Genomic DNA, 3,214 nt, shown 5'->3' on the forward strand with positions numbered 1-3,214 from the left:
CCTTGTCGCCGTCCTTCCCGCCGCCGTCCGGACCCTTGTCGCCGTCCTTCCCGCCGCCGTCCGGACCCTTGTCGCCGTCCTTCCCGCCGCCGTCCGGACCCTTGTCGCCGTCCTTCCCGCCGCCGTCCGGGTGCTTCGGGTGGTCCGGGTGCTCCGGCCAGTCATGCTTGCCCGGCTTCCAGATGTCGTGGTTCTTGACGTCCCAGTACTTGTAGCTGACGCGGTGACTCTCCCAGTAGTAGTAGTCGTTCCGCGTCTCCCAGCAGTAGTACCGCTTGGGGCCCTTCCAGATGTAATAGACCTCGAAGTGCTCGTCCCAATAGAACTTGTAGTTGTACTTGCCCCAGCAGTACCACTGCTTGTGTTTCTTGTCCCACGAGCGCTTGCTCTTCTTCTGCCAGCAGTACTTCTTCCCCTTGCCCTTGCCCTTGCCCTTGCCCTTCTTCTTGTGCTTGTCCTTGTGGTCGCCGTCGACCAAGGACACCGCCGCCGGCTCCTGCAGCGGAGCGGCCGACGCCGACGCGGCGGGCAGGAGGATGCCTCCGGCGACCGCCACGGCGGACGCCACCGTCGTACCGATGATCATCCGACGCTTTCGGCTCACGTTGTCGCGGGTGCTGTTGTTCCGAGTCATTTCTCTGCTCCTTCGAACGGCGAGGAATTTCACTTCCGGGATTTTCGTGACCGGCGCCTCGTCCACATTTCCGGTGGTTCTCGGTGAGGCCCGCACTTCAAGTAGGCCGGAATCGCCCGAGGGGGTCACGTTCCGGAAACTCGGGGCTTGACAGCGTTGCGAAGGAGAGGTAAAAGCGCCGACGGGCGTCGCCTGGAAGGGGGCGCCAAGACGAACAGACCCCGGCTCCCCAGCACAGGAGACGGGGGTCGACAGACGGGGTGGTGCCCGGAATCGGACTTGAACCTGACCCGACACACCCTCTGACCTGGGGCGATACTGTGACCTCGGTAAACTCTCCCGGATCTTCACGCATTTCCCCGGATGAACCCGCCTGATGTCGGACTGGTGCGCCAACTGGCGCACGTCCGGCGTGTCTGAGACGGCATCCGATATGACATGCGATCAGGAACACGAGTGGACCGACAACAAGCCTGCCGGCCCACCTATGGATCCGGCGCCTCGCTGCGAAGCAAGGGCTGCCGGACCCGCTCAGTCGTACCCGGGATTGTTCAGGTTGAACGTCAGCACATCCAGGGTGGTGGTCATGAGCGGCCCCTCGTCCATGATTCCTCGATCGCCGCGACAAAAGGCGGTCAAGGGTCGGCACGCACCCCGGCGCATGGCCCCTCGGCATCGCCGCCGTCCCGGTCGCCGACCACGTCACGGCGTACCACGACGAGATGGAAGCGCTCCTCGGGGGCACCCCGGAGGAGGTCCCCGAGCGCTTCGAGGCGTCCTCCCCTCACCTACGTCGACGCGGTCAAGGCCCCGTCTGCCGCCGCCCGAGCAGCTCCGCGGGCCCCCGCCGGGTCGCGGCCAGCACCATCCGGTCCTCGGGGCGGAGCACGTACGTGGAGGGAGGTCCCCGCACCAGCCCAGGGCGGCGCGAGCCGGACGCGGAGTCGGACGACGTCCGGTCACCACTCTCGACGCGGCAGCCAGGCCGACCACACTCGCCACGCGCCCCCGAACGACCGGCGGAGCCGCCGTGACAGCAGCGACGCGAACAACACGATCGCGAGGTCTCCCCGCTGGTCAGAGGCGAGCACCGGCTACCATGACACTCGTCGTACAACACCTCAAACAGTGTCCATCTTTCGAGGCAAGGCCAAGGTCTGCGGAAGGCGATGATCACAGGCACTGGTGCTGAGCCGTGTGTGAACGGCGTGGAAGGAGGTCGGCTGTTCCATGGCGGGGTGGATCACCGAGCTACGGGCTGCGCAGGATCCGGGAACAGCCGTTTCGGAGGCCCTCAGTCGTCCCGAGACGATCGCTGAGGCCGAACGCGTCCTCGGCAGGGACGCCATCCGGTGGGCTGTCCAGACGGCGTCCGCCATCAGCGACAGCCTGGCGGACGCGGCGCGGCACGATCCGGGACTGCACCTGACCCGTCTGGAGCGCCAGGCGTGTGAGGCGTCGTTGCTGGCGCTCCTGCAGACCTGGCAGACCGGACAGGGCGGCCAGAAGAACATCATGCCGCCGGAGGCCCTCGAGCACGTGCGGCTCGCCGTCCGGCAGGGGGCGAGCCTCGGCACCGTTCTGCGTGCGCCCTGGCGGGGCCAGGTGGCCCTCCAGGACGCGCTGATGTCAGTAGTCAGCCAGGCCGTCCCGCCGGACCGCCTGGTCGACGAGGTCCGTCTGCTGACACGGCAGGTGCAGGCCCTCGGGGACCAGTACGTGCGGGAGCTGACCGCCTGTTACGAGGCCGAGCACGCCGCGTGGCAGGAAGGGGTCGTAGCAGCCAGGCGGCAGGTCATGGACGAGATCGTCGACACCGGCCGGGCTCCGGCCGACGCCGAACAGATCCTCGGTGTGCGGCTCACGGGACACCACCTCGCCGGCGTGCTGTGGAACATCAGCCCTGTCCGCAGTGACGACGGGTCCTCCCAGTGGCCGGGCTATGCCCGCCGGGCCGCGGCTGCGGCCGGGGCGGAGAGCGCGCTCGCGGTCCCCCAGCAGGACGGATCGGCTCTCGTGGTGTGGTCCTTCTCCGAAGCACCGGATGCGGGGACAGCGGATGTGCTGCGGGCCGTGGGGCGGCCATCCTCCCAGGCCCTCGCGCTGGGACCGGTCGGAGTCGGCGTGTCCGGACTCCGCGACAGTGTGCACGGTGCGCGGCACGTGTCCCTGGTCGGGCAGCGCAAGGGGACCGCGGGGGCATGGTCGTACGACGACGTCGCCTTGCTGGCGCTGCTGAGCGCAGACTTCGCGGCGGCCGGGCGTTTCGTCCGGGCGGTCCTGCCCGGGCTGACCGGGCGCGACGCCCGGTCGGAGGGCATCCGTGAGACGCTCAGGGCGTATCTGCAGCACGGCCGCAGCCGGATCGCCGCCGGCCAGGAGCTGAACCTGGCCGCCACGACCGTGGCCTATCGCGTCCGGCAGGCGGAGGAGATCCTGGGCCGCCCGGCCGTCGAGCGCGCGGACGAGACGGTGGCGGCGCTCCTGCTCGCCGATTCCTTCCCCGAGCTCCTGGGCGAAGCCGACTGAGGCGGGCCGGCCGCCGTCCTCCCGCGCGCCGACTCCTGGGCCAGATCCACT

2 protein-coding genes and 1 pseudogene are annotated in these 3,214 nt (G+C 68.9%); 2 read left to right on the plus strand and 1 reads right to left on the minus strand.

From position 1 onward, the window contains the following. Nucleotides 1-634: hypothetical protein (locus tag ACIHCM_RS24765; RefSeq protein ID WP_399899624.1), on the minus strand; the 634-nt coding region annotated here is incomplete at its 3' end. 641 nt (nt 635-1,275) lie between these two features. On the opposite strand from ACIHCM_RS24765, the pseudogene ACIHCM_RS24770 reads away from it, so the two are divergent. Both ACIHCM_RS24770 and ACIHCM_RS24775 read left to right on the plus strand, forming a co-directional pair. Further along, nucleotides 1,276-1,480, plus strand: a pseudogene (locus tag ACIHCM_RS24770) (S9 family peptidase); the annotation flags it as partial. Between the two features lie 384 nt (nt 1,481-1,864). Next, the gene (locus ACIHCM_RS24775; protein ID WP_399899627.1) at nt 1,865-3,163 is read left to right on the plus strand and encodes a helix-turn-helix domain-containing protein; all 1,299 of its coding nucleotides are present in this window, start codon (nt 1,865-1,867) and stop codon (nt 3,161-3,163) included. Nucleotides 3,164-3,214: the final 51 nt, after the last annotated feature.

The sequence above is a fragment of the Streptomyces sp. NPDC052023 genome (assembly GCF_044548465.1).
GTDB lineage: Bacteria > Actinomycetota > Actinomycetes > Streptomycetales > Streptomycetaceae > Streptomyces.